Here is a 22,999-nt window from a genome sequence, read left to right as displayed (position 1 = left end):
TCTTGCCCGGGGGCCCGCCCGGGCGCCACCCCCTGCCCTCGACACGGTGACCGGCCCCCGGTAGACATTAACGATGGCAGCCATCGGATTTCACGCATCGCATGAACAGATCAGCCCCGGACAGCTCCTCAAGGACGTCCAACACGCCGAGGCGGCCGGCTTCGACGCCGCCATGTGCTCGGACCACATCGAGCCGTGGTCCGCCCGGCAGGGGCATTCCGGCTTCGCGTGGTCCTGGCTGGGCGCCGCCCTGGCCACCACCGGGCTGCGGTTCGGCGTGGTCAACGCCCCGGGCCAGCGGTACCACCCCGCCGTCATTGCGCACGCCTCGGCCACGCTGGCCTCCATGTTCCCGGGCCGCTTCTGGGTGGCCCTGGGCAGCGGGGAGAACATGAACGAGCACATCACCGGTGACCCCTGGCCGCTGAAGGAGACGCGGCAGCAGCGGCTCGAGGAGTGCGTGGATGTCATCCGCCGCCTGCACACCGGCGAGGAGGTAACCCACCACGGGCTGGTCACCGTGGAGCAGGCCCGGATCTGGGACGTTCCGGAGCCCCCGCCGCCGCTCATTGCCCCGGCCATCAGTGTGGAGACGGCGGGCCGCTCGGCGGCCTGGGCGGACGGGCTGGTCACCGTGAACCAGCCCCACGACAAACTCAGGGAGATGCTCGCCGCCTACCGCGACAATGGCGGCCGCGGCAAGGCGATCCTGCAGATCCACCTGTCCTGGGCGCCCGATGAGAGGGACGCCGTCGGAATTGCCATGGACCAGTGGCGGTCCAACATTTTCGCGCCGCCCATACCCTGGGACCTGCCCACGGCGGCGCATTTCGACGGCGTCAGCGCGGACGTCGGCGAGGAACAGCTGCGGAAATCGGTGAACATATCGGCCAGCCTGGACCAGCACGCGCAGTGGCTCGGCGAGTACGCCGACCTCGGCTTCGATGAGCTGTACCTGCATTTCGTGGGCCAGGAGCAGGCACCGTTCATCGATGCTTTCGCGGACCAGGTGCTGCCTCAGCTGCGGAAGGTGCGCGTCGCATGAGAATCGCCGAAACGTCGGACCTGTGGTGGAAGAACGCCGTGATCTACTGCCTCGACGTCGAGACTTTTTTCGACGACGACGGCGACGGCACCGGCGATTTTGCCGGCCTCACCCAGCGCGTGGACTACCTCGCGGCGCTGGGCGTGAGCTGCATCTGGCTGATGCCGTTCTATCCGTCGCCGGACCGCGACGACGGCTATGACGTCACGGACTTCTACGGCGTGGACCACCGGCTGGGCACCATGGGCGACCTTGTGGAGTTCATCCGCACGGCCAAGGACCGCGGCATCAGGGTGATCGCGGATTTCGTGGTCAACCACACGTCCAACCAGCATCCGTGGTTCCAGGAAGCCCGCAAGTCCGTGGACAATCCGTACCGCGACTATTACGTGTGGCGGAAGGACACCCCGCCGGACACCTCCTCGGAAGTGGTGTTCCCGGGCGAGCAGACGTCCCTCTGGACGCAGGACGACGCCACCGGCGAGTGGTACCTGCACATGTTCGCCGAGCACCAGCCGGATCTCAACGTCACCAACCCCAAGGTCCGGAACGAGATCGCCAAGGCCATGGGACTCTGGCTGGAACTGGGCCTGGACGGTTTCCGGCTCGATGCCGTCCCGTTCTTCCTGGAAACCCGCGGCCAGCCCAAGGATGAGGCGGCCAGGATTGACCCGCACGACTACCTGTCCGCCCTGCGCAGCTTCGTCAGCCGGCGCAACGGCAGCGCGGTGCTGCTGGGTGAGGTGAACCTGCCGTACAAGGAGCAGCTGGAGTACTTCGGCGGCGCCGAGGGCGATGAGCTGAACATGCAGTTCGACTTCATGTCCATGCAGCACATTTACCTGTCGCTGGCCCGCGGGGACGCCCGGCCGCTGGCGGAGACGCTGAAGAGCCGGCCGGCGCTGAATCCAGACAACCAGTGGGCCATGTTCGTCCGCAACCATGACGAGCTCACGCTCGACAAGCTCAGCGACGGCGAGCGTGAGGAGGTCTTCGCCGCGTTCGGCCCGGAGAAGAACATGCAGGTCTACGGCCGGGGCCTTCGGCGCCGGCTGCCGCCGATGCTCAACGGCGACGCCGGCAGGATCCGCATGGTGTACTCGCTGATGTTCTCCCTGCCGGGCACACCCGTGCTCTATTACGGCGAAGAAATCGGGATGGGCGAGGACCTGCGGCAGAAAAGCCGGTCTGCCGTGCGCACGCCCATGCAATGGAACGACGAAAAGAACGGCGGCTTCTCCAACGCGCTGGTCTCGGACCTTGTGCAGCCGGTGGCTCGCGGGGAGTTCGGCCCGGACAAGGTCAATGCCGCGGCCGCCAAGCGGGACCCGGAGTCCCTGTGGAACTTCATCGCCACGCTCATCCAGCGCTACCGCGAATCACCCGAGCTGGGCTGGGGCGACTTCGCCGTCATCGACCAGCCCGAGCCGGCGGTCTTCGCGCATACCTGCAGCTCGACCGGGGCCACCCTGGTGCTGCTCCACAACCTCGGCGAGGACACTGTGAAAGTCAGCGGCAACGCCGGTCCCAAGGACGGCCCGCCCCGGGCGTTCAAGGGCGCAGTACTGCTGGACTTGTTCGACGGCGACAACGTTCCGCTGGAGCCCGACGGCGGATTCACGGTTGAGCTGGGCCGCTACGGCTACCGCTGGTTCCGGGTACACAAGACCGGCGACCGGCTCGCGCCCTGAGGGCGCGCTCTGAGGGCCACCGCTAAGGGGCCGCCCCCGCCTGGCGGGGGCGGCCCGCAGGCGGGCCGGCCGGCGGGGCGGTCGGCTGGCGGGGCGGTCGGCTGGCGGGCTACAGGCTGCGGCGGAAGACCTTGACTTCCCAGGGACGCAACCTCAGGCCGGCTTCCGGCGGGTAGTTCCCCAGCACCTGCTCGGCGGCGCCCCAGGACTCGTCAAGGCCGGGCGACTGTTTGGTGGCCGAAAAGTTTCCCAGGACCAGCATCTCCGCGTCCGGCAGTGAGCGCCGGAACGCGTAGACGTGTTCGTCGTCGGGCAGCAGCATGGTGAAGTCGCCGTAGGCCACCACGGGGTCCACGTGCCGCAGGGCGATGACCTGCCGGTAGAAGCTGAAGACCGACTGCGGGTCGTCCACCTGTGCGGCGGCGTTGATGGTGTTCGCGTTCGGATTGACCGTGATCCACGGGGCCCCGGTGGTGAAGCCCGCATGCCGGCTTGCGTCCCACTGGACCGGCGTGCGCGCGTTGTCGCGGTTCAGCGGCGCCAGGGCGGCGAGGACCTCGGCGTCCGTGTGGCCCAGGTGCGTGGTGGCCTCCCGGTGGTGGTTGAGGACTTCGATGTCGCGGTAGTCGCTGATCGCGCCGAACGCCATGTTGGTCATGCCCAGTTCCTCGCCCTGGTAGACGTACGGCGTGCCGCGGTGCAGATGCAGGACGGCGGCCAGCATTTTGGCCGACAGCTCGCGGTACAGGCCGTCGTCGCCGAAGCGGGACACGGCGCGGGCCTGGTCGTGGTTGCCCCAGTAGAGGCTGTTCCAGCCGCTCTCCGCCAGCGCCTCCTGCCAGCGGCCCAGGGACCTCTTCAGGTCGGTCAGCTGGAGCTTCTTGGGCCGCCACTTGTTGCCGCCCTCCTGGTCCAGGGCCACGTGCTCAAACTGGAACACCATGTCCACCTCATGGCGTTTAGGGTCGGTGAACAGCGCGGCGTCCTCCACCGTCACCCCGGGCATCTCGCCCACGGTGAGCAGGTCCTTGTCGCGGCCGGCGAAGACCTCCTGGTGCATCTCCTGCAGGAACTCGTGGATGCGCGGCCCGCAGATGAAGTGGGGTCCGCCGTCGCCGTAGAGCATGCCGTCAGCCCGTGGACCGTCCGGCAGTGACTCCACCTTGGAAATGAAGTTGATGACGTCCATCCGGAAGCCGTCCACTCCCCGGTCGAGCCACCAGTTCATCATGTCGTAGATGGCGGTCCGCACGTCCGGGTTCTCCCAGTTGAGGTCCGGCTGCTTCCGTGAAAAGAGGTGGAGGTAGTACTCCCCGGACGCGGGGTCGTACTCCCAGGCCGGCCCGGAAAACGCGGACCCCCAGTTGTTCGGCTCCGCACCCGCAGTGCCGGGCTCGGCACCGTCCCGCGGCGGCCGCCACCAGTACCAGTCCCTCTTCGGATTGTCCTTGCCCGAGCGGGATTCCGCGAACCACGGGTGCTCGTCCGAGGTGTGGTTGACCACCAGGTCCATCACGAGCTTCATGCCGCGTGCGTGCAGTCCGTCCAGGAGCTCATCCAGGGTTGCCAGGTCCCCGAAGACCGGATCGATGTCCCGGTAGTCGCTGATGTCGTAACCGTTGTCGTCCTGCGGTGAGCGGTACACCGGGGACAGCCACACGACGTCGACGCCCAGTTCCTGCAGGTAGTCGAGCCGGCCGATGATCCCGCGGAGGTCGCCGATCCCGTCCCCGTCCGAATCGGCGAAGCTGCGCGGGTAGATCTGGTACACCACCGCACTCTTGAACCATTCCCTGCCCGCCCTGAAGGCGGCTTCTGCCTCAGATTCCTGGATGGTCATTGCTGGTTCCTCCTGGTCGGCGCCGGTGCGGGATGCAAACCCATTGAAAGTCTCGTGGCAGATGATTCGGCGGTCAATGGCCGGGCCCCCAGTGCGGAAACCGGCCCGGCGCGGAAAGCTAACCGGGTGCTAACGGGCAGGAAACCCGGGCGCAACAATACCCCGCCACACTGGAAGTGCCGGCAATAGCAGGCACCAGCTCCAGTTCAGGAGGCCACGCCATGTTGAAGGAAGCCAAAGCCCACATAACCCGCGTCCGCGCGCTGGACCAGCTCCACCGCGGGGACGAGATCGAAGCCCGCCTCTCCGTGGGACCCAGCTACGACGACGTCATCATCCGCCGCGGCAGCGTCCAGGAGACAGCGCCGGGAATCGGCGTCGTCTGGATCATGGATCACCACACCGGCATGCGCAAGGCCATCAATACGGACGAGTGCAGCGTTTGGCGCGTCGCCTGAGCCCGCTAACCCCCGGCCACGGACTGAATGATCAGCACCTCCTGGCCGGCAGCGACCTCCGTATCCAGGCCCTGGAGACGCCGGACCTCGTCACCGTTCACGTAAATATTCACGTAGCGGCGGAGGGCACCCGTTTCGTCCCGCAGCCTCCTGGCGAGCACCGGGTAATCCCCGGTCACGGAATCCAGCAACCAGCCCACAGTCACCGTCCCGTCGGCGGGCGCAGTCAGGAAGGACTGCCCGCCGGCGAGCGGCTGGAGGACGCTGGGAAGCACCACGCTGATGTCAGCCATAACGGATCCTCATGCAGAAACCGGTGCCGTGACCTTGGCATCCGCAACCACGGCGGCCCGTACGCACAGTACGTCAGGCAGGTGGGACGCCACCTCGGCAAACGATTCACCCTCGTCAGCGCTGGCATAGACCGAGCCGCCGCGTGTTCCGAAGTACACCCCGGCGGGTTCGGCAGAATCCACCGCGGCCGCGTCACGGAGCACCGCGTTGTATTCGGCCTGCGGCAGTCCGGCGTCCAGCCGCTTCCAGGTGCCGCCGGCGTCGTCCGTGCGGTGCACGGCGAGCCTGCCCTCCGGAGGAATCCGCTCGCCGTCGGCCTTGAGGGGAATCACCCAGGCCGTGCCCGCCCGCCGCGGATGCGTCAGCATCACGAAGCCAAAATCGGCGGGCAGCCCCTCCGCGATTGACTCCCAGTTTTCGGCATTGTCATCGCTGCGGTAGACGCCGTGGTGATTTTGCGCGTAAAGGCGGCCTTCGACGGCGGCATCCGCCGCAATCTTGTGCACGCACTGGCCGAATTCCGGGTTGGGATCGGGCATGAAGTAGGCGGAAATTCCCTTGTTCCGGGGCTGCCAGGACGATCCGCCGTCGAGCGAGCGGTACACGCCGCCGGTGCTCATGGCGACGTGCACGTTGTCTCCGGACGGGTTGACCACGATCGAGTGCGCGGCGGCGCCTCCGTACCCGGCGCCCCATTCGCTGCGGTGCGGGTGGTCCCACAGTCCGCGGTTCAGTTCGAAGTGCTCGCCGCCGTCCGTGGATTTCCAAACCGAAATGGGCTCGGCACCGGCCCAGACCACTCCGGGGCGGGACTCGGCGTCGGGGTAGATCTGCCAGATGCGTTCCACGGCGGCGTCGGTGCCGTCGGGAAACTTGATCGCGCCCTGCTCGGGCTCGGTCCAGGTGGCGCCGAGATCATCCGAATGGGCAACGGTGGGGCCCCAGTGCTCGGACCTGACGCCCACCATGATCCGGGTGCGGCCGTCGCGGGTGTCGATCCCGATGCTGGGGATCTCACTCATCAGGAAATGCGGGCCGGTGAAGGACCATTGCTTCCGGTCCTGGCTGCTCGCCAGCCAGAGGCCTTTCTTGGTTCCGATCGCTAAGACATAACTCTCAGGGGTAGCCATGCACCCCATGCAACCACTCCGGCGGGGAGGCCGCAATGGTTTGGGCGCAGGAGCCTGGGCCGGGGCCCGTCACTGGTCGCTGCGTGCTGCGCCCGTCCCGATCTGCGCCGCGCGGCGGTTCCGCAACCATCTGCGGACGAGGTCAACCGCGGCGAGGAGCCCTGCCAGCGGCGACAGGACGGCCGCTGCGTAGACAAACAGCAGCCAGAACAGCGTGGCGATCGGCGGCTGGCTGGTGCTGAGCAACGACAGACCGCCGAACAGTCCCGCCGTCCAGAACAGCACGACGAACGCCAGCACTGCGGCCGCGGGAAAGTACTCGTTCCGCACCACTGCCATCAGGGTTTTCATGCCTGTTCCTCCTGCCTGCCCGTGCATACGCCGCCTCCCCGTCAGTCCAGTATGCGACCGGCGGACCGAACCGACGTGGCGCCACAGCGGCGTGTGATGAACACAACCGCGGCGGTGAAAGAATATTCCGCAGGGATGAACAGCCGGGCAAGCACAATAGCGCTGACATTGAGCCGGCCGAGACTCGCCTGAATAATCCTCCGGGCTCAGGTCCCAGCATGCCCGTTTGGCTAGTGCGGGAAGCCGGATTTGCCGACCAGGGTAGAGCTGATCAGCCGCGTTATGCCCGGAACCTTGGCCAGTCTGATCACGCTCCGGCGCACAAGGAAGAATAGCTGGTGGCGGGAACGAACCACCGCGCGGCAGACACACCGGCCCGCTGGTTTTGCTCGACCAGGGGACGAACCCGTGCCTCGAAGGTTTCGAGGGCACGGCTGACCGCGGGCTGTTTTTCGAGTTCCTCAGCCAGCACGTATGCGGCGCCCATCCCGAGGGAGGCGCCTTGTCCCGCCAGCAGCGACACCGCCGCTGCTGCGTCGCCGAGCAGGAGCACCCGTCCCGCACGCCAGCGGGGCATCCTGATCTGGGCGACCTGGTCGTAGTAGATCTCGTCGGGACAGTGGTCCAGGGCGGCTGGACAAATCCAGCCGAGGCCCCGGTATCTCGACCGCAGCAGCGCCGGCGGATCAGCCGGGAGAACGGGGTTGTCCGTACGGTGAACGGCCATGGCGGTGACCGTGCCATCACGCAACCTTTAGAAGAACATCGCCTCACTGCGCGTATCGGTGACGGCAACTCTGTCGCCGATCCGGGCGGCGAGATCGGAGTCGTGGAACGAATAGGCGCCTACCTGGAACCCCAGGTAGTGGAGGAACTCGTCCTCCGGTCCGAAAACTAGCTCCCGCACGGCCGAGTGGATCCCGTCCGCCCCGATGAGCAGATCGGCTTCCAGCGAGCCGCCGTCGTCGAGGGTGACGATTACAGATTCGCTGCTCTGCCGAACGGCCGAGACAGTGCAGCCATAGCGGAGATCCAAGTCCGGGGGCAGTACTTCGCGGATGGCCAGTTCTAGGTCGGGCCGCAGGAGGCTGATCAGTTCGCCCCTGGCAACGTTGGCGAATTTCGCGAGCGGCAGGCTGGCGCGGCTTTCGCCTTTGCGGTCCACGTAGTCCAGCCGTTGGACCCGATAGCCCAGCTCGTGGAGCCGGGGGATGATGCCCAGACTGTCGGCGGGCAGCCAGCCGGGACCGAAGAAATCGATCATGTACCCCTGCGGTCGAGGACCCCTCGCGTGATCGACCACGGTCACCTGCCATCCGTTTCGGGCCAGAAACGCGGCGCAGGACAGGCCGCTGATTCCGGCCCCGCAAATGACCACTCTTCGCAGTTTTCGCATGTCGTCAAAGTACTCCCCCAACAAACGGAGGCAGCAACTGGGAGCCGTGCGCAGCACATCCTGAGAGCGGCACGACGGCGAAACTGCTGGACGCTCAGCCGCCCCCGGACCGCAGAGTGGTGGCATGATGGGCGCATGAGCAGAGTCACGTGCGATCTGACCATTTCCCTCGACGGATTCCTCGCCGGTCCGAACCAAACCCCGGCGGAGCCCCTGGGCGAGGGCGGAGAGCTCCTGCACAGGTGGATGTTCGAGGACGCCGAGTCCAACGCAGCCGAGCTCGACGGCATCCTCGAGGCCGGCGCTTACATCATGGGACGGAACATGTTCGCCGGTCCCGGAACGTGGGATGAGGAATGGCGGGGATGGTGGGGTGAGGAACCGCCCTATCACGCACCCGTGTTCGTTCTCACGCATCACCCACGCGCCCCCTTGGAGATGCGGGGCGGCACCACCTTCAACTTCGTGAACGATGGAATCGAATCGGCGCTGGCGCAGGCGCGGAAGGCCGCCGGCAGCAAGGACGTGGCCATTGCCGGAGGAGCGGAGACCGCCCGCCAATACCTGTCGGCGGGACTGATCGACGAGCTGCGGCTCCACACCGCGCCCATCGTCCTGGGAGCGGGCGAGCGGCTGCTCGACGGCGTCACGGACCTCCAGCTTGAACCGACGGAAGTGCGCGGCACCCGGCTCGTCACCCACGTGCGCTACCGGGCAATTCGCTGACAGCTGACGCTCAATCGCCAAATCGGTTCGCCGCGGCGTCCTATGCGGACCTCATTGCTGGACGAGCGCTTGTTCCCAGGCCTCTTGATTCCGTACGACGTATTGGGCAGCTGCATGCCAGTGCTCGCCGTGGCCGTTGACATACATGTCGGCCCAGGGTTGGAAGCCGGTCTCGTACGAGGACCTCAGGAGATTGAACATCGCTGCAGTTCGTTGCGCCATGGCGGCCGGTAGTGCCTTGCGTAGTGCGTGGTCAGCTCCGTACCCGTCAACAACGGCTCGCAATCTCCATGCAGCTTCTTCCGCCGGTTGCCCATCGAACAGCATGCCGAACGACTGGGCGGCGTAAGCCAGGTCCCATAACCGCGTGCTGGGACCGGCACCATCCCAGTCGATGAATACCCAGCGGTCTCCCATAATGAGGTTCCACGGAGCCAGGTCGTTATGGCACATCAGGTTCGGATTCTCCGCCGGCAGCAGCATCGTCCAGTCGTCCGGATCGGGAATCATGACTGTTTCGCTCGCATCATGGATTTGCCGAATCATACGACCAACCCGTAGCAGATCGTCCTTCCCCAGCGGCAACTGATCCAGCGCGGGTATGCCCTCGACGAACTCGACTACATTTCGACCGTCTTCGTCCTGTCCTAGGGGCTGAGGAACATCTACCCCGGACGACCGGAGAACGCCAAGATAGCTCTGCACGGCGGCCGAGTTCTCCAACCACGGCTTTCGGACGGTGTGACCAACGCGCACAACACTTTCGGACGCATTTCCACCCGTCAGTTCTTGCTCGTCTTCGGCCATCTCAGCAGGCTACTCGATGCAAAACCCGATGGCCCAAAGGTCCGCGTCGACCTGGGGCGGTCTGTTGCAGTGATGGGCCCTGACCCCTAGTCTTCGGATCATGGCGGTGCCCGGGGGACCCGCTCGTAACGGAATACGCGCGACGCCGATACTGCTGTCCGTAGCGTTCTTGGGGGTCGACTAGACAATCGCAGCCTGCGGGGCGGCTCCGCCCCCAACTGCGGCGGGCTGCCAACAAACAACCACCAGCCGCCCGCCACTTCGGCCGCACCATCGACGGGCGCCGGACTGTCGCCAGGCGTGAGCCTCGCCCCGGTTCCGCCGGTCCCGCCAGCCCCAGCCGGGCGGGTGTGGATGAATGCCTGCCCCAGCGTGCTGCGAACGCCGCGACCAACGGACAGCCGGACTGCCAATCGCTCGAGGATTCCTAACTTTTAGCCGGCGGGTCGGGCGATGAGGAGGGCGAGGAGTACGACGAGGGCGTTGTTGGTTGCGTGCAGGAGGATCGGGGCCCAGAGGTTCTGGTGAAAGCGCCGGAGGAGGGCAAGTGCGATGCCAAATGTGAAGAGGTAGGGGAAGCTCAATGGGACGATGTGGACGGCGGCGAAGAGGGCTGCGGAGAGGATGATCGCCACGGATGGCCGGAGACGTCTGGAGAGGCCGTCGAGGAACGCACCTCTGAAGAGGACTTCTTCCCAAACGGGTGTGAGGACGGCGATGACGAGCACTGCGATGACAGCGAGAGAAGCGGGTAGGCCTGCGAGGTCTGCGAGGGGGTCATCAGCAGCTTCTGCGGTTGTCGCATCTATGCCGGTGAGGGCGAGGGAGAGGCCTTGCATGATGGCGCAAACGATGATGGCGGCTGGTATCTGCCAGAGCAGGTGGAACAGTCTGGGCGTGAACCGTCGAAATCCGAGGTCTGCTGGCGTGAGGTTGTTCCGGCGGTATAGGTGGACGTAGAGGGCGAGGATCGCGGCTGCGGTAATAGTGGTGAGCAGGACGAGAAGGAGTGATTCGAGGGTGAAGTCGATGATGCCTGGTAGGCCGAGTGCGAGGATCACGCCGACGACCAGCGCGATGTAGATGGCAACGAACATCAGCGCCCAGGCTGCCTGCCCGAGTGTCACGGGCACTGTTCGACGTGTAGGAGAGTGCATTTCACTGGCTGGCCTGGCTGACAAAAATCCCCAATTCTTGGTGCGGGCATGCTGATCTGCGGGCCGACTTCCCGGTATCCGGGTTACCCGCGGGGAGTGGGAGTTGCTTAGCTTGTTGCGGCAGTGACGGAGCGATGCTGATAGGCGCGGCATGAAAGCCTCATTTATGACGCTGGTCTGTCAGTTGCGGGTTCGCTGCTGAGGGTTTCGACCGCGTGCATGAACATCTCCCATTGCGTGCCTAGGTCCTCCAGCTGTTGACGCCCTGCGGGTGTTAGTTCGTAGACCTTCCGCGCGGGCCCGGATCCGCCCTGTTCCCATTGGGCCACGATCGTTCCCTCGTCTTCGAGCCGCACGAGTGCGGGGTAGAGCTGAGCGCCCTTGATCGGTTGGAGTCCTACTGACACGAGGGCTTGGGAGATGCCATACCCGTGCCGGGGAGCAACGGCCAGCACTTTGAGGATGAGCATCGGCAATGAAGCCCGCTGCCAGGCCGAGAGAGTCATCGCTTCATCATCCGCGGTCGGTCGCTCCGCCCCACGCTGAAGGCGACGACGGCGGACAGAGCGAAACCTACCGCGATAGGTACCGTCAACATCCCCCAGCTTTGGTTCGTGAGGATGAGAGCAGCCAACAACAGCGGAGCGCCCGTACTGGCAGTCGTGACCGCCCACCACTGTCGTGCCCGCGTGGCTCGGTCAGCTGCTGCCAGTTCACGCGCGAAGGACAACGGGTGCCCGAATTCCGTGTAGGCCGTGGTACCCGCCCACTCCAGGGCCTGTTCGACTTCAGCAACGTGATCTCGTGCGGTGACGGACGGCATCAGACGAGACCGCAGGCCGCCCCGGAAACGGCGCAACCACGCGCCGTCATCCCAAGTACTGCGCAGATCGTGCTGCGGCATTCGACTCAAAACCAGAAGTACGACGATGCCCGGACCAACTATCACCGGCGCCAGGAGGAGAACGGGCACATCACTGGCCGCGACGTGTCCGGGGCCGAGATTCGCTGCGGAGGCGATACCGGCGACAACGACCGTCCCGACAGCGATCAGTGCACCGATCGCCGAGCCTGATCGTCCAGCGGTAAAAAGCGCGCGCCCTACTTCCCAGCCCAGGAAGGCGGCAGCCACACTAGCGGCGACAAGAACATGGGAGACCTCCAGGTCCGCGGACCAGCCGTGACGCAGGGCAATGATCAGCACCGCGACGGCACCAATACCCACCCAGGTGCCTGCAATCTCCCGAAGCGCTGGTTTCAGTCCTCCTCCCAAAGAGGTTCGCACCATCTCGTCCGTAGTCGCAAGCTCAGCGGCATCCTCAGTCGCGAGTGCTTTGGCATCACCGAACAGCTCGGCCGCGGGCACGCCGGCCTCACGGATCGCATCGAGCAGCTCTTGTTCCCGCTCTACGAGCGAAGAGGCCGGGACGTGCTTATCCGTCATCGCCAGGCGGTACCGAACCACCCACCCCTGATCGCTGGCAGGCCACTCTTTGATGTCCATCAAGATTCCCCCGCATCTAGATAAGTTCCTTACCTAGATAGAACCATAAGGGCGCTGATACAGGCAACATCCCATCCGCCCGGAATGCTCAGGAGGTCAGCGCCAGAGGAGGTCCATTGGAGCAACCAGCCCATCCAGGGCCCTTAGGCGCCGTCGCTCGAGTAGTGGAGCAGAACCACGCCGTTGCCGAACCTCCGCGTCTCCTCGAGCCTGAGGTCCATCCGGACATCAGGGGCCTCGAACAGCGGCCGGCCCTGCCCCAGAACCACGGGATGGACGAGAATTCGAAATTCGTCGACCAGGCCATGCCGCATGAAAGTGGAGGCCAAGTTGGCGCCGCTCAGGGCGATGTCGCCCCCGGGCTGCGACTTCAGTTCCGCGATATGTTCAGGCACGACGTCGTGAATCACCGTGGTATTCCAGCTTGCCTGCGTAAGGGTCCGCGAAAAGACGAACTTGGGCATCTCGCGCCAGATCCCGGCGAACTCAACGAGTTCGGACGAGATGTCCGGGTCCTGGTCGGCAGTGGGCCAGTAAGCGGCCATCAGCTCATGGGTGACGCGCCCGAACATGAAGGCTCCCATCGTGCGGAACTGCCCGTTCAGGTGGCGGAGGAGTTCATCATCCACCAGGTGCCAGCTGATGTCCCGGTCGACCGACTCGAAGAATCCGTCCAAGGAGACCGACATCATGAGGATGATCTTGCGCATTCGAGTACCTCCGGTGGCGGCGAAAGGCGGCGTGGCCGTCGTCGTACTTTTCAGTGAAGCACTCCCGGCTCCGGTAGAACAGGACATGATCCAGCCGGCAGCCGAATACACCAGAGTCTGCAAACTGTCAGCCCTGAGGGCTACACTGAATCATCGAACATATATTCGAATAAAGGTGTGTTGTGGGCGTTACTGTCGGCCCCCGCGTGATAGACGCGGGACTTTCCCTGAGCCTGGTGCTGGTGTCGCCGGTCGCTGTCGCGGCTGGCTACCCCTCGCCTGCACAGGACTACTTTGACGGCCGGATCGACCTAAACGAACACCTCATCCAGGACATCACCAGCACCTACATCGTGAGGGTGTCCGGAGACTCCATGGAACAGGCCGGCATCAGCGACGGCGACGAACTCATCGTCAACCGCGCACTTGAGCCGCGGGACGGGTCGGTGGTGGTGGCGGTCCTTGACGGTGAACTTACCGTCAAACGCCTCCGGATCACGGCCGCGGGAGTGGTGCTCCAGGCCGCGAACCCGCTGTACCCGGACATCCGGGTCCCGGCCCTTGCCGAGCTCACCATCTGGGGCGTGGCCACGAGGTGCCTGCACCATGTTTAGCGCGCGCGATTGCCCTCAGCGCCCGAGGGTGAGGCAACGTTCAGAGAAGCCGCACCATGCGGATCTCGCGCACGCCGTCCTCCACATTCACGGTCCCGTCCGGCACGAACCCGTGCTTGCGATAGAACGCCTGCGCCCGAGGATTCGGATCAGCGACCCAGAGCGCTGCCGAGTCGTGCGGGCCGATGACGGCATCCAGGAGGGCAGCGCCGGCGCCGGTCCCATGCTCGGCCGCAAGGACGTACAGCACATACAGGTGCGTGCCCCACTGCGACTCGGAGCTCCGAGGGGGCCCCGCCATTACGATCCCGATCATTTCTCCGTCGCGCTCGGCCACCGCGACGCGGTTCGCGCGGTAGCGGTCATCGCTGAGCATCGCCGTCCAGAACCGCTCCCGGGTACCCGGCAGCCCCGGGTCGTCGAGGACGTGATCCGCCATCACCCCGCGGTACGTCTCACGCCACGCGCGCACATTCACGCGCGCCATCTCGGCAGCATCCTCGACGCGCGCGGAACGAACTCTCACCGGGGTATCCATAGCCGAAACTCTATCGAGTGCGGGGGCCGTCCCATGGCCGAATGCCGCACCTTACCGACCACTAGCGGGCAGCTTGGAACGGCGTCGGGTGCTGGCGGAACGGAATGAAATGAAAAACGCGCCCTACCGGCATGAGTCCCGGCCCCAAATAGCGCTCGTGGATGTGAACTGCTTCTACGCCAGCGCGGAACGGGCCTTCGATCCGTCCCTTGAGGGCAGGCCGCTGGTGGTGCTCTCCAACAATGACGGCTGTGCCGTCACACGAAGCCCGGAGGCGAAGGCCCTGGGGATCGGGATCGGCGAGCCCTGGTTCAAGCTGGCTCCCCGGGCCAAGGAATGGGGCCTCGTGGCCCGGTCCAGCAACTATGAGCTGTATGGGGACATCAGCGCCCGTGTCATGGAACTGCTTGGCCGGTACTCCGCCTGGCTGGAGGTGTACAGCATCGACGAGGCATTTCTCGGCATCAGGGGCAGCCCGGAGCAGGTGCTGAGGCTCGGACAGGACATGAAGGCAGCCGTGCAGCGCAACATCGGCGTGCCCGTGTGCGTCGGCATCGCGTCCACCAAGACACTCGCCAAGCTTGCCAACAAGTGGGCAAAAAACAACCCCGCGCTCGGCGGCGTCTGCCGCTGGGACTCCATGCCGGCCGCGGAACGGGAGCTGCTTATGAGCCGGCTTCCCGTCGTCGAAATCTGGGGCGTGGCCGCCCGCCTGTCCAAGCGACTGAACGCCATCGGAATCCACTCAATCCTTGACCTGAGCCGCGCGGACCCGGTCATGATCCGGGACCGGTTTTCCGTGGTGATGATGCGGACAGTGCTCGAACTGCGCGGAACGCCCTGCATACCCCTGGAGGAGGAGCGGGCAGGGCGCGATCAGCTCATCTTCTCCCGATCGTTCTCCACGCCCATAACCACAGTCCCGGCGCTGCGCCAGGTTCTGAGCATCTACGCCCAGCAGGCCAGTGCGCGCCTGGCCAGGCACGCACTGCAGGCCAAGGTCCTCACCGCATTCGCAGGCACGTCCACCTACAGCCCGCGGGACAAGTCTTTTCCATCCGTCTGCGTTCCGCTGCCCATGCCCACTTCCGATCCCCTTCTCCTGACCCGGGCCGCCCACGGACTGCTCCCTGCAATCCAGGAAGGCATCAGCTACGTTCGGGCCGGAATCATGGTCACGGACCTGCGACCCACCGGAAACCAGAAGCCGCTCGATCTGTTCGCAAATCCGCACGAGGAACGCAACATCGGCCCGCTGGTGGAGGAGATCAGCCGGAAGTATGGTCGAGGTGCAATCGGGCTCGGGTTTGCGGGGCTCAGGAACGGCGTCGACTGGAGCATGAAGCGCGGCATGCGCTCACCCCGGTACACGACGCACTGGGAGGAACTCCCCGTGGTCCGGGCAGCATGATCAGGGGAGGCCTGATTTGATGCGGGAGGTGCCGTCAGTCCACGAATTCGGACTGGGTCTCGATGAAATCCCACTCGGCTTCGGTCAGTACCGCCTGCGGTGTGTCCGGATGCGGCCCGCCCGCCTCAGCGATTCCCTGCATCACGAACAGCGGAAGCTCCCCGGCCCGAAGGTTTTCCCGTAGCCACTCCTTGCTTTTCAGGTCCAGATCCAGCCACCACATGTATATCTGCATGCCACGCCGCCTCTCTACGTCTCAACGCTAGGCCCGCCGTCCGCCGTATTCAAGGGAAAACGGCACCTGGCCACGGCGAGTTACGCAGTCGGCCGTCACGCGGGAAGCCGCCGCCAAGGTGCATCCCCCCGCTGGAAGTATGGTTATTCATCAGGTGCCGGGCACACAATGAAGTATGTCTCCAGAGCGCTTCAGCGGCCCCCCGCCCCTGCTCGTTGGAGTGGTGCCCGGTCAGCATCCGGAGGTCCTCCAGACAGCCGCGACTCTGGCCCAAAAACTCTCCGTGCCGCTGCTCTGCGCCTACGTTGACGAGGCAAGCTACCTGGTGGAGTGGGATCCGGCGCGCTCCGCCCACCGCCTGTCGCTCCATCCGGACAAGGACGACGACGACATCCGGTCCCTGACGAACGATCTCACGTCCGTGATCGGCTCCGCTGTACAAAGCGCGTCGCCCGAATGGACGCTCCGTACGCTCGCCGGGGATCCGGCCCGCGCCCTCGGGCGGCTCGCGGCCGAGGTCAGCGCGCCCATGATCATTGTGGGAACCCCCGAGCGGGGCTTCGGCCACCGCATCACGGAGCTCCTCAACGGTTCCGTGGCGGCCTGGCTCACCCACCACCAGAGCCGCCCTGTGCTGGTGGTGCCGTTCAGGATGGCCGCCCACCAGGACCGGCCGGAGTGACGCTGCGGCTATCTGAAACCCGCTCAATTCGGACCCGGGAAAGTAAAGCGAAAGTAGTTATTCGAGGTGGTGGCAATCATCATTACCGGCAAGTAAGCTGGTGAGCGCAGCCTGACAAGGGCCTGCCCCAAAGACTGCTCCGGAGTGCGTATCCCCCAATAACGCACTCCGGAGCTTTTTAATGCCTTCCTACCACCATTTCCGCCCCGCACGCCCGTTGACCGATACCCCCTAGGGGTATATGTTGAGGTTATGAGCATTCCCGAAAACCAGACGCCCGAGGCAGTGACCGAAGAATCGCCGCCCGAGCACGGCTACACCGCGGACAAAGATGCCTACCTGCGAAGGCTCCGGCGGATCGAGGGCCAGGTCCGGGGTATCGCCCGGATGGTGGAGGAAGACAAGTACTGCATCGACATCCTGACGCAGGTCGCGGCCGTCACCAAGGCGTTGCATGCCGTGAGCCTGGGCCTCGTCGAAGAACACATCGGCCACTGCGTCGTCGGGGCGGCCTCCGAACCGGACCCCGCTCTGCGGGCCGAGGCGATCGACATCAAAGTGAAGGAAGCGGCAGACGCAATCGGGCGCCTGCTGCGGTAACGGCAAAACAGACCAACCATCCCGCTGGCCCACCCCGTCAGCGCCCAACAAGGAGCCAGCCATGAGCACCATTTCCACCACCGTCCACGTCTCCGGAATGACCTGCGGGCACTGCGTGTCGGCCGTCAGTGAAGAGCTTGAATCACTGGCCGGCGTCGAGGACATCGCCGTAGACCTCAATGCCGGCGGAGTCTCCACAGTCACCATTACGTCCACCCAGGAGCTCTCGCCGTCCGAAATCGGCGAGGCAGTGGCCGAAGCGGGCTACCTTGTGGTGGCCAACGAGGCGTAGTCCGCCTAAGCAGAGCAGGAACAGTGATGAGCACAGAGCATCTTCCCGGGCGCCCCGCCAGCCGAGCGATCGAACTCGACATCGAGGGCATGACCTGCGCGTCCTGCGTGAACCGAGTGGAAAAGAAGCTCGGCAAACTCGACGGCGTCAAGGCCACGGTCAACCTCCCCCTGGAATCGGCGCACGTGATGGTCCCGTCCGCAATCACCGACCAACAGATCACGGACCAGGTAGCGGCAGCCGGCTACAAGGCGCGGATCAAACCCGCATTACACCAGCGTCAGGACCCGCACACCTCCGGCACGGACCACCAGACCGGCACGCCTGCTGCACCGACCACGACAGGTGACAATGCAGGGGCCGGCAGCGCTGGCGAAGACCACATGCAGCACGGCGGCACGGCCCAAACGCTGAAACCCCGCTTGATCGTCGCGGCGCTCCTGACGGTGCCCGTCTTCCTCATCTCGATGTTTCCGGCCTTCCAGTTCGCGAACTGGGGCTGGGTTGCCGGCGCCCTGGCCCTGCCCGTGGTCAGTTGGGCGGCATGGCCCTTCCACCGGGCGGCGGCCATCCATGCCCGGCACTTCACCTCCACCATGGACACGCTGGTGTCCCTGGGCGTGATTGCCGCATACGTCTTTTCCGCCTGGCAGCTCCTCGCCGATCCGCGCCTGACCGAGCACCCCGGAATGGAACAGATGGGCGGCGGAGGCTCCGGCGGCCTGTACTTCGAAGTCGCCACCGTCGTCACCACCTTCCTGCTGCTCGGCCGCTTCCTCGAGGCAAACGCCAAGGCCAAGGCCGGCGACGCCCTGAAGGCGCTGCTGAACCTGGGCGCAAAGGACGCCACCGTGCTGGTCAACGGCGCCGAGGTGGAGGTCCCGGCCGATCAGCTCGCCGTAGATGACGTCGTCGTCGTCCGCCCCGGTGAGAAGATAGCCACCGACGGCGTCGTGGTCAGCGGCTCCTCTGCCGTCGACGCCTCACTGGTGACGGGCGAATCCGTGCCTGTGGAGGTGGGTCCCGGCAGCCCGGTCACGGGCGCCACCATCAACACCGCCGGCCGGCTGCTGGTCCGCGCCACCCGGGTCGGCGCCGAGACCACACTGGCCCAGATGGGCCGGCTGGTGGCCCAGGCCCAGACCGGAAAGGCGCCGATCGCAAGGCTCGCTGACCGGATCAGTGCCGTATTCGTCCCGATCGTCCTGACGATCGCAGCTCTGACTTTTGCCGCCTGGCTGCTGGCTGCCGGCCCGGACCTCACCGGAACTGAGCTACGCTCTGCGTTCACGGCAGCGGTGGCGGTGCTGGTGATTGCGTGCCCGTGCGCGCTCGGCCTGGCCACTCCGGTGGGGCTCCTGACCGGAACGGGGCGGGGCGCCCAGCTGGGCATCCTCATCAGGGGCCCGCAGGTCCTCGAGGACACCCGCACCGTGGACACCATCCTGTTGGACAAGACCGGCACGGTCACCAGCGGGCACCTTTCCGTCGATTCCGCGATAGGGTTCACGCCGTTCAGCGAGGCGGAAGTCCTTCGGCTGGCCGGCGCGGTCGAGGCAGCGTCCGAGCACCCGATCGCCCACGCGGTCGCCGCTGCCGCGCGGGCCGCGGTGCCCGTCACCGGCCGGACGTCCGACGGCGGCGGCCTCCCCGCCGTCGCCGATTTCCGTTCCGCACCGGGCGGAGGAGTCGTGGGAACCGTGGAAGGGCGGCTGGTGGTGGCCGGCCGGACCGGCTGGCTGCAGGACAATGGCGTCGGGCCCGCGCCCGGGCAGCTCGAGGCCCTGCGTTCGGCGGAGGACTCGGGCGCCACAGCCATCTGGGTTGCCGTGGACGGGGAGGCCGCGGGCCTCATCGCCCTGCGCGACACGATCAAGCCGGGATCGGCGGCGGCCGTCGCCAGGCTGAAGTCCCTGGGGCTGCGCCCCATACTGCTGACCGGCGACAACGCCGCGGTGGCCGCCCAGGTGGCAGCCGCCGTCGGAATTCCCGCCGTGGACGTGTTCGCGGGCGTGCTCCCCGAGGGCAAGGTGGACGCCGTCCGCCGGCTGCAGGCCGCCGGCGCAACGGTGGCAATGGCCGGCGACGGCGTAAACGACGCCGCGGCACTGGCCCAGGCCGATCTGGGGATTGCGATGGGTTCCGGAACGGACGTCGCCATCGAGGCGGCCGACCTGACCGTGATGGGCAACGACCTCGGGCAGGTGGCAACGGCGATCGAGCTGTCCCGCCGGACGTTGGCCACCATCAAGGCCAACCTGTTCTGGGCGTTCTTCTACAACGCGGTGGGGATCCCGGTGGCCGCGCTGGGCCTGCTCAATCCAATGATCGCCGGCGTTGCCATGGCCGCAAGCTCCGTGCTGGTGGTGGCCAATTCGCTCCGGCTGCGAAGCTTCGGCGCGCCAAGTACCCAGCCGCCAAGGTAGGGCCGGCGCCCAGGTAGGGACCGGTAGGAGGAGGCGTCAGGCCGCGCCGAAGCGCACGGCCGCCCTGGCCCTGGCCTTCGCCGCTTCCTCTGTCCTGTCCTTGGCCGGCGCGTGCGTTACGAGGGCGTCGAGCAGGTGCTGGGTTGCGTGCGCCACCTCGTGCACGGCACGTTCGAAGGCCTCCTCGTTGGCCTTGGATGGCTTGGTGCTGCCGCTGATCTTGCGCACGTACTGGAGGGCCGCGGCGTACACCTCCTCGGACGTGGCATGCGGTTCGTAGTTGTGGAGGGTTCGGATGTTCCGGCACATACCCCCATGCTAGGCTCTGGATCGCTTGGGATCGACCCTCCGGGCACCCTTCGGGAGGGCGCCGAAACCATGGGGAGGACTGCATGGGGAGCGGTGCCCATCGACACTGTTTCGTGCCGGAGGATAGTTTGTAGGCAATGGATCTTCCGGACGAGCCGGAGGCCGCTGGGGATGCCGACTGGATCGGGTCCGTTGATTAAGGAGAAATCGCATGGCTTTTTGGGGCGCAGACACAGACCAGCTCAAGACACTGAGCACGAAGCTTCAGCAGGGTTCCGCTGAAATTGAAAAGCAGAAATCCGCTCTGTCCAGTGCGCTTATCGGCACGGAGTGGAAGGGCCCGGACGCTGACAGGTTCCGGAGTGACTGGGAAAGCCAGCACGCCGCGAACCTTGCCAAGATTGCCCAGGCTCTGGAAGAGGCCAGCAGGCAGGTGAGCCAAAACGCTCAGCAGCAGGAGGACGCTTCCCACCGCTAGGGCCAAGCAACCACAGGGGGCCGGACGCACTCGTCCGGCCCCCTGGCGTTTAACTCCTTTCCCGGACGGGGCAGGGACTTACGGGACGGGTTCGACGTCGTTCGCGTGGCGGAGGGCCGCGCATTCCGGAGCGCCGGCGCCGGTCCGCGGATCGAGTCCCCTCAGCTCGTCCAGCCGGACCAGCACCACACCGCCGACGATCAGCACTCCGCCCAGGAGCTGGATGGCGCCCGGCAGTTCGCCCAGCAGCAGCCACGCCCACAGCACGGCAAACAGCACCTCGGTCAGCGACACGAAGGACGCCACCTTCGAACCCAGGGCGCGCGCCGCCATGATGCCGGAGACGTAGGCCAGAACGGTGGCAAGCACCACCAGGCCGGCGAGGGAAACCCACCACGGCGTGATCCACGGCCCCAGTTTCGTGTCGGCCGTGCTGAACGCCATGGGAAGCAGGCCCGTGGCGGCGGACAGCCACATGACGGCGGCACCTACCATGAGCCCGCCGGAGGCAAGGACGATCGGCGGGAGGCTGTCGTTTTCCTTGGCGGTAATGAAGAAATAGATGGCCAGGCAGACTGCGGCGGCGATGCCCCAGAGCACGCCGACGACGTCGATCTTCACGGCGCCCGTCAGGTCCAGCACCAGGACCAGGCCGCCCAGCGAGAGGAGTGTTCCGGCGATGGTGAGCGGGCGCGGGCGCTTCCGGCTCGCCGCCCACATCCACAGCACGATCAGTACCGGCGCGAGGTACTCGAGCAGCAGCGCCACGCCGACCGACAGCCGGGCCACCGCGTTGAAGTAGAACAGCTGGCAGGCCGCCACGCCGATCAGGCCAAACAGCACGATGGTCACCCAGTTATCCCGCAACTGGTGCCACCGGCCCTGGAGCGCCGGGATGGCCGGGATCGCCAGGATGATCGCGGCTCCCGTCAGCCGTGCGGTGACGGCGGCACCGGGGGTCCAGCCGGTTTCCAGCAGTGCCTTGGCGAAGGAGCCGGAGAGACCGAAGACGGCGGAGGAAAAGAGGGCAATGCCCAGGCCCGACGCCATGAATCCCGGCACCGCGGGACGGGGCGGAACGGACGGCGACACGGAGGCGGACGCCGCCGTCGGCGTCGGCGTCGTCTCGGGTGCAAGAGGGAGTTGCGGTGAGGCGCCCCTCGCTGCGGGCGACTCCGGCTGCGGCATTTCGGCGCGGTTGCTGGATGCAGGCACGGCTGCCTCCTGTCAGGAGTAAAGTGGGATGTTGGTCATGACATTACGCTCGGCACTGTAAGGAGTCAAGATGGTATTTGCCCCTGACACAGAGGTGGCGCTGCGGACCGTGGTCCACCTCATCAACAGCGCAGCGAACGGCGATGAAAAACTGGCCACCGTGGAGGACCTGGACGAATTCCTCCGGGCTGAGGGGTTTAGCGGATCCCGCACGCGGAACGCCGCCGAGCTGTCCAGCGTGCACGCATTGCGGTCAGATCTGGCTGCCCTGTGGACCGCGGACGAGGATACGGCCGTGGCGGGCGTGAACCGGTTGCTGCGCGAAGCGCATGCCCTGCCCCAGCTCCTGAAGCACGACCAGTGGGACTGGCACCTCCACGCCACCACGCGCGAAGCTCCGCTGGCAGACAGAATGGGAACGGAGGCGGCCATGGCCCTGGTAGACGTGATCCGCAGCAAGGAAATGGACCGGATGCTGGTGTGTGCGGCCGACGACTGTGACGCAGTGGTGCTGGACCTCAGCCGGAACCGGTCCAAGAGGTACTGCGACACGGGAAACTGTGCCAACCGCGCCCACGTGGCGGCCTACCGGGCGCGCCGCGCCGCGGGCGGCGACTAGCTCAACTCGGCAGGACTTCTCGAGGCATGAATGCCTTCGGCTATCCGCAACCATTGCCGTCCGGCCCGCCCGCGGGGCACCATCGAGACATGACCAAATACCTCATCTCCTTCCCGAGCGAAGCCATGGTGCTCACCGACGAGGAGTTCCCGATCGTCGTCGCCGAATCCCACGCCGTGATCGCGGAGGCCAAGGCTGCCGGCGTCTATGTATTCGGCGGCGGGATCGAGGAGGAGGTCGATCCCGTGCTGGTTTCCGCCGACGGGTCGGTGAGCACCGAAATCTATCCGGGCAGCGAACTCAAGGGCGGGTTCACCGTGCTGGAGCTGCCGACGCGCGAGGACGCGGTCGAGTGGGCAAGGAAGATCGCCGTGGCCTGCCGCTGCTCGCAGGAGCTCCGCGAGTTCGGGTACGACCCGGAAAGCTAGCTTGTTCTTGGCAGGCTGCCGTTTGCCGCGATGAGTGCAGCGC

28 protein-coding genes are annotated in these 22,999 nt (G+C 66.0%); 13 read left to right on the top strand and 15 right to left on the bottom strand.

The annotated features are described in order from the left end of the window. Positions 1 to 73: 73 nt before the first annotated feature. Together CXQ90_RS11930 and CXQ90_RS11925 are read left to right on the top strand one after the other, a co-directional pair. Entirely contained in the window at positions 74 to 1,045 is a 972-nt protein-coding gene (locus CXQ90_RS11930) for a TIGR03885 family FMN-dependent LLM class oxidoreductase (protein WP_104139375.1), read from the top strand. Beyond that, complete coding sequence (locus tag CXQ90_RS11925; protein ID WP_104139374.1) at positions 1,042 to 2,736, top strand: alpha-amylase family protein; 1,695 nt, start codon at positions 1,042 to 1,044, stop codon at positions 2,734 to 2,736. Before CXQ90_RS11930 ends, CXQ90_RS11925 begins: the two co-directional genes overlap by 4 nt. Positions 2,737 to 2,845: 109 nt before the next feature. Here CXQ90_RS11925 and CXQ90_RS11920 read toward each other — a convergent pair whose 3' ends face one another. Beyond that, on the bottom strand, positions 2,846 to 4,576 hold the full coding sequence (locus CXQ90_RS11920; RefSeq protein WP_104139372.1) for an alpha-glucosidase: 1,731 nt from the start codon (positions 4,574 to 4,576) through the stop codon (positions 2,846 to 2,848). A 221-nt stretch (positions 4,577 to 4,797) separates the two neighbouring features. Between CXQ90_RS11920 and CXQ90_RS11915 the strand changes: the two genes are divergently transcribed. After that, positions 4,798 to 5,034: a hypothetical protein gene (locus CXQ90_RS11915; protein WP_056623862.1), complete on the top strand. Its 237-nt coding sequence runs from the start codon at positions 4,798 to 4,800 to the stop codon at positions 5,032 to 5,034. Positions 5,035 to 5,039: 5 nt separating this feature from the next. On the opposite strand, the gene CXQ90_RS11910 is transcribed toward CXQ90_RS11915, so the two are convergent. The 5 genes from CXQ90_RS11910 to CXQ90_RS22645 all read right to left on the bottom strand — a co-directional run bounded on the left by CXQ90_RS11910 (position 5,040) and on the right by CXQ90_RS22645 (position 8,205). Next, on the bottom strand, positions 5,040 to 5,327 hold the full coding sequence (locus CXQ90_RS11910) for a MoaD/ThiS family protein (RefSeq protein ID WP_104139371.1): 288 nt from the start codon (positions 5,325 to 5,327) through the stop codon (positions 5,040 to 5,042). 9 nt (positions 5,328 to 5,336) lie between these two features. After that, positions 5,337 to 6,467, bottom strand: coding sequence for a sialidase family protein (locus tag CXQ90_RS11905; RefSeq protein ID WP_104139369.1), 1,131 nt, complete (start codon positions 6,465 to 6,467; stop codon positions 5,337 to 5,339). A gap of 60 nt (positions 6,468 to 6,527) precedes the next feature. Then, positions 6,528 to 6,809 carry a hypothetical protein gene (locus CXQ90_RS11900; RefSeq protein WP_104139368.1) on the bottom strand — a complete coding sequence of 94 codons (282 nt, stop codon included), beginning with the start codon at positions 6,807 to 6,809 and terminating at the stop codon, positions 6,528 to 6,530. A 307-nt stretch (positions 6,810 to 7,116) separates the two neighbouring features. Continuing rightward, complete coding sequence (locus CXQ90_RS22650; protein ID WP_219816681.1) at positions 7,117 to 7,536, bottom strand: FAD-dependent monooxygenase; 420 nt, start codon at positions 7,534 to 7,536, stop codon at positions 7,117 to 7,119. Positions 7,537 to 7,563: 27 nt separating this feature from the next. After that, the gene (locus CXQ90_RS22645) at positions 7,564 to 8,205 is read right to left on the bottom strand and encodes an FAD-dependent oxidoreductase (RefSeq protein WP_219816680.1); all 642 of its coding nucleotides are present in this window, start codon (positions 8,203 to 8,205) and stop codon (positions 7,564 to 7,566) included. A gap of 135 nt (positions 8,206 to 8,340) precedes the next feature. Between CXQ90_RS22645 and CXQ90_RS11890 the strand changes: the two genes are divergently transcribed. Beyond that, positions 8,341 to 8,931: a dihydrofolate reductase family protein gene (locus CXQ90_RS11890; protein ID WP_104139366.1), complete on the top strand. Its 591-nt coding sequence runs from the start codon at positions 8,341 to 8,343 to the stop codon at positions 8,929 to 8,931. Between the two features lie 51 nt (positions 8,932 to 8,982). Here the strand turns inward: CXQ90_RS11890 and CXQ90_RS11885 are convergent, their stop codons facing one another. The 5 genes from CXQ90_RS11885 to CXQ90_RS11865 all read right to left on the bottom strand — a co-directional run bounded on the left by CXQ90_RS11885 (position 8,983) and on the right by CXQ90_RS11865 (position 13,109). Beyond that, the gene (locus tag CXQ90_RS11885; RefSeq protein ID WP_104139365.1) at positions 8,983 to 9,738 is read right to left on the bottom strand and encodes a phosphotransferase; all 756 of its coding nucleotides are present in this window, start codon (positions 9,736 to 9,738) and stop codon (positions 8,983 to 8,985) included. A gap of 434 nt (positions 9,739 to 10,172) precedes the next feature. Further along, positions 10,173 to 10,871 (bottom strand): CPBP family intramembrane glutamic endopeptidase, encoded by a 699-nt coding sequence (locus CXQ90_RS11880; protein WP_258064506.1) that lies wholly within the window; start codon positions 10,869 to 10,871, stop codon positions 10,173 to 10,175. Between the two features lie 188 nt (positions 10,872 to 11,059). Beyond that, positions 11,060 to 11,401 carry a PadR family transcriptional regulator gene (locus CXQ90_RS11875; protein ID WP_258064505.1) on the bottom strand — a complete coding sequence of 114 codons (342 nt, stop codon included), beginning with the start codon at positions 11,399 to 11,401 and terminating at the stop codon, positions 11,060 to 11,062. Continuing rightward, positions 11,398 to 12,399 carry a hypothetical protein gene (locus CXQ90_RS11870; RefSeq protein WP_104139362.1) on the bottom strand — a complete coding sequence of 334 codons (1,002 nt, stop codon included), beginning with the start codon at positions 12,397 to 12,399 and terminating at the stop codon, positions 11,398 to 11,400. Before CXQ90_RS11870 ends, CXQ90_RS11875 begins: the two co-directional genes overlap by 4 nt. 143 nt (positions 12,400 to 12,542) lie before the next feature. Then, positions 12,543 to 13,109 carry a dihydrofolate reductase family protein gene (locus CXQ90_RS11865; RefSeq protein WP_104139360.1) on the bottom strand — a complete coding sequence of 189 codons (567 nt, stop codon included), beginning with the start codon at positions 13,107 to 13,109 and terminating at the stop codon, positions 12,543 to 12,545. A 182-nt stretch (positions 13,110 to 13,291) separates the two neighbouring features. Here CXQ90_RS11865 and CXQ90_RS11860 point away from each other — a divergent pair, with 182 nt between their 5' ends. Continuing rightward, positions 13,292 to 13,723, top strand: a complete 432-nt coding sequence (locus tag CXQ90_RS11860) for a LexA family transcriptional regulator (protein WP_104139359.1) — start codon at positions 13,292 to 13,294, stop codon at positions 13,721 to 13,723. A gap of 40 nt (positions 13,724 to 13,763) precedes the next feature. Here the strand turns inward: CXQ90_RS11860 and CXQ90_RS11855 are convergent, their stop codons facing one another. Then, complete coding sequence (locus CXQ90_RS11855; protein ID WP_219816679.1) at positions 13,764 to 14,261, bottom strand: GNAT family N-acetyltransferase; 498 nt, start codon at positions 14,259 to 14,261, stop codon at positions 13,764 to 13,766. Between the two features lie 109 nt (positions 14,262 to 14,370). Between CXQ90_RS11855 and CXQ90_RS11850 the strand changes: the two genes are divergently transcribed. After that, positions 14,371 to 15,672: a Y-family DNA polymerase gene (locus tag CXQ90_RS11850; protein WP_104139496.1), complete on the top strand. Its 1,302-nt coding sequence runs from the start codon at positions 14,371 to 14,373 to the stop codon at positions 15,670 to 15,672. 34 nt (positions 15,673 to 15,706) lie between these two features. Here the strand turns inward: CXQ90_RS11850 and CXQ90_RS11845 are convergent, their stop codons facing one another. Then, positions 15,707 to 15,907 (bottom strand): hypothetical protein, encoded by a 201-nt coding sequence (locus tag CXQ90_RS11845; RefSeq protein ID WP_104139356.1) that lies wholly within the window; start codon positions 15,905 to 15,907, stop codon positions 15,707 to 15,709. A 175-nt stretch (positions 15,908 to 16,082) separates the two neighbouring features. On the opposite strand from CXQ90_RS11845, the gene CXQ90_RS11840 reads away from it, so the two are divergent. From CXQ90_RS11840 to CXQ90_RS11825, 4 genes are all read left to right on the top strand, one after another. Further along, a complete protein-coding gene (locus tag CXQ90_RS11840) occupies positions 16,083 to 16,589 on the top strand; it encodes a universal stress protein (RefSeq protein ID WP_104139354.1) in 507 nt (168 codons plus the stop codon). Between the two features lie 252 nt (positions 16,590 to 16,841). Continuing rightward, complete coding sequence (locus CXQ90_RS11835) at positions 16,842 to 17,189, top strand: metal-sensitive transcriptional regulator (RefSeq protein ID WP_104139353.1); 348 nt, start codon at positions 16,842 to 16,844, stop codon at positions 17,187 to 17,189. 61 nt (positions 17,190 to 17,250) lie between these two features. Next, positions 17,251 to 17,481 (top strand): heavy-metal-associated domain-containing protein, encoded by a 231-nt coding sequence (locus tag CXQ90_RS11830; RefSeq protein WP_104139351.1) that lies wholly within the window; start codon positions 17,251 to 17,253, stop codon positions 17,479 to 17,481. 26 nt (positions 17,482 to 17,507) lie between these two features. Then, the gene (locus CXQ90_RS11825) at positions 17,508 to 19,907 is read left to right on the top strand and encodes a cation-translocating P-type ATPase (protein ID WP_104139350.1); all 2,400 of its coding nucleotides are present in this window, start codon (positions 17,508 to 17,510) and stop codon (positions 19,905 to 19,907) included. A gap of 36 nt (positions 19,908 to 19,943) precedes the next feature. On the opposite strand, the gene CXQ90_RS11820 is transcribed toward CXQ90_RS11825, so the two are convergent. Continuing rightward, positions 19,944 to 20,216: a DUF2277 domain-containing protein gene (locus CXQ90_RS11820; protein WP_104139348.1), complete on the bottom strand. Its 273-nt coding sequence runs from the start codon at positions 20,214 to 20,216 to the stop codon at positions 19,944 to 19,946. Positions 20,217 to 20,427: 211 nt separating this feature from the next. Here CXQ90_RS11820 and CXQ90_RS11815 point away from each other — a divergent pair, with 211 nt between their 5' ends. Beyond that, positions 20,428 to 20,694 carry a WXG100 family type VII secretion target gene (locus tag CXQ90_RS11815; RefSeq protein ID WP_104139347.1) on the top strand — a complete coding sequence of 89 codons (267 nt, stop codon included), beginning with the start codon at positions 20,428 to 20,430 and terminating at the stop codon, positions 20,692 to 20,694. Between the two features lie 78 nt (positions 20,695 to 20,772). On the opposite strand, the gene CXQ90_RS11810 is transcribed toward CXQ90_RS11815, so the two are convergent. After that, positions 20,773 to 21,744: a DMT family transporter gene (locus tag CXQ90_RS11810; protein WP_104139345.1), complete on the bottom strand. Its 972-nt coding sequence runs from the start codon at positions 21,742 to 21,744 to the stop codon at positions 20,773 to 20,775. A 235-nt stretch (positions 21,745 to 21,979) separates the two neighbouring features. On the opposite strand from CXQ90_RS11810, the gene CXQ90_RS11800 reads away from it, so the two are divergent. Both CXQ90_RS11800 and CXQ90_RS11795 read left to right on the top strand, forming a co-directional pair. Beyond that, entirely contained in the window at positions 21,980 to 22,528 is a 549-nt protein-coding gene (locus CXQ90_RS11800) for a CGNR zinc finger domain-containing protein (protein WP_104139342.1), read from the top strand. Positions 22,529 to 22,617: 89 nt separating this feature from the next. Continuing rightward, a complete protein-coding gene (locus CXQ90_RS11795; RefSeq protein ID WP_104139341.1) occupies positions 22,618 to 22,956 on the top strand; it encodes a YciI family protein in 339 nt (112 codons plus the stop codon). Positions 22,957 to 22,999 lie beyond the last annotated feature (43 nt).

It is taken from the genome of Arthrobacter sp. ZGTC131 (genome assembly GCF_002929275.1).
In the GTDB taxonomy this organism is placed as follows: Bacteria; Actinomycetota; Actinomycetes; order Actinomycetales; family Micrococcaceae; genus Arthrobacter.
Note: the sequence above shows the minus strand (reverse complement) of the source record. Positions and strands in the feature narration are given on the sequence as shown.